The sequence below is a fragment of the Methylobacterium sp. 2A genome (assembly GCF_009806555.1).
Lineage (GTDB): Bacteria > Pseudomonadota > Alphaproteobacteria > Rhizobiales > Beijerinckiaceae > Methylobacterium.
On sequence record NZ_VUOK01000008.1, the window covers coordinates 1 to 1,470 of the forward strand.

At 71.3% G+C, this 1,470-nt stretch carries 1 protein-coding gene; it reads right to left on the minus strand.

Annotated elements, in window-relative coordinates; all coding sequences use genetic code 11:
- Positions 1-17: 17 nt before the first annotated feature.
- Positions 18-1,370, minus strand: coding sequence for a transposase (locus tag FVE89_RS04370; RefSeq protein ID WP_160532916.1), 1,353 nt, complete (start codon positions 1,368-1,370; stop codon positions 18-20).
- Positions 1,371-1,470 lie beyond the last annotated feature (100 nt).

Here is a 1,470-nt window from a genome sequence, read left to right on the forward strand (position 1 = left end):
AGCTCGACTTTGGCCCATCATGCGGCGTGGCAAAGGGCATAGGCCCAGGGCGCGGGCAAACGGAAGCGGGGTTTCGTTCGGGGGTGTCGGCGCGGTGATGTTGCCAAAGTCCGCTCGCGCCAGATTGCAGAGCGCACGGCGGCCAGGGCATCGGCGAAGGTCGGACGCGGTTTGGGATACCACGCAGCCGCCGCGACGCGTCGTCGTTGGCGGGCCGGAAGGCGTGCGGCCAGAAGCGTGACGATCGAGAACAGGGCAAGCAGGCAGGGCGTGGTGCGGGTGATCGCGGTGTCGGACCACTGCCGCTGCGTCTCGACGCCCAGATGGGCGCGCGCTTCCTGGAACGTGACCTCGACGGTCCAGCGCCGCACGAACCACCCGACGATCGACGCGGGCTCGCGTGTCGGATCGGTGCAGAGCAGGGCCTGAGGCGGGAAGCGCGCCTCGGGATCGCGGATGAGCACCCATCGGATCGGCACGACGGGCAGGCCCCCGTGCCGCCACACCGCGGTGCCCGAGGCGATCTCGATCGTGCGCGCGCCTGCCCCGTACCAGCCCGGCACCGCGACCTCGTGCCAGAGCGTGTCCTTGGCCGCGAGGCGCGCGGCGAGCGTGGGCAACCGTGCGCCTTTGGTGCGCGGGCGTCCGATCGTGCCAGGCGGGCGCGGTGGGGCAGGTTCGTACAGGGCTGCGTCGAGCCGCAGGCGGGTGATCGCCGTGATGCCGCCGCGCCGCATCGCATCGAGGAACAGGAGGGCCGAGAAACCGCCATCGCCTACCAGGACGAGGTCGCGCCCCGGCAGCCAGCGGCGGGCCTGCAGAGCGAGTTGACGTCCAACGTCGAGCAGCGGCTTGTGGCGACGGCCCCGGTCGCGACAGGCACGCTCTGACGGCACCAGCGCGGTCAGGAACGGCAGCGCCCAGATGCGCCCCGCCCAGGGGATCGGGGCGAGCAGCATCAGGCTCATCCAGCGCAGCCCGCTCGCCTTGACGAAGTGGCTGTCGGAGGACCGCACGGGGTCGCGGTAGATGCCCTTGGCCGCGATCCGCTTGCCGCGGCGGCGCTCGATCGTGTCGTCCAATCCCAAGACCACGGGGCCGCGTTGTGCGAACGCGTCGACGAGGAGCCCGAGCAGGATACGGCTGCCGGTGCGTGGGCACCACGCCGCCCGGTTGAGGATGCGGTGGGCGTTCACGAACCGTCGCCCCTGCGCACGCCCCAGGATGCGCAGGACGCTCGTCACCGTGCGGCGGCCCGGCGTCAGGATCGCGCCGATCAGCAGAGGCTGGGCATGGCGCCACGAGCGGTGGACGAACAGCGGCGCGAACGCCAGGATGATCCCGGCGAAGCGGGTGGGCAGGGGCAGCATGGCGGTGTCTCTTGGCGGGGACACCCACCAGCCTACCCGCCACGCCCGCTTCGTCACCTCACACCCTCGACAACCCGTCAAAATTGGCCAAAGTCGAGCT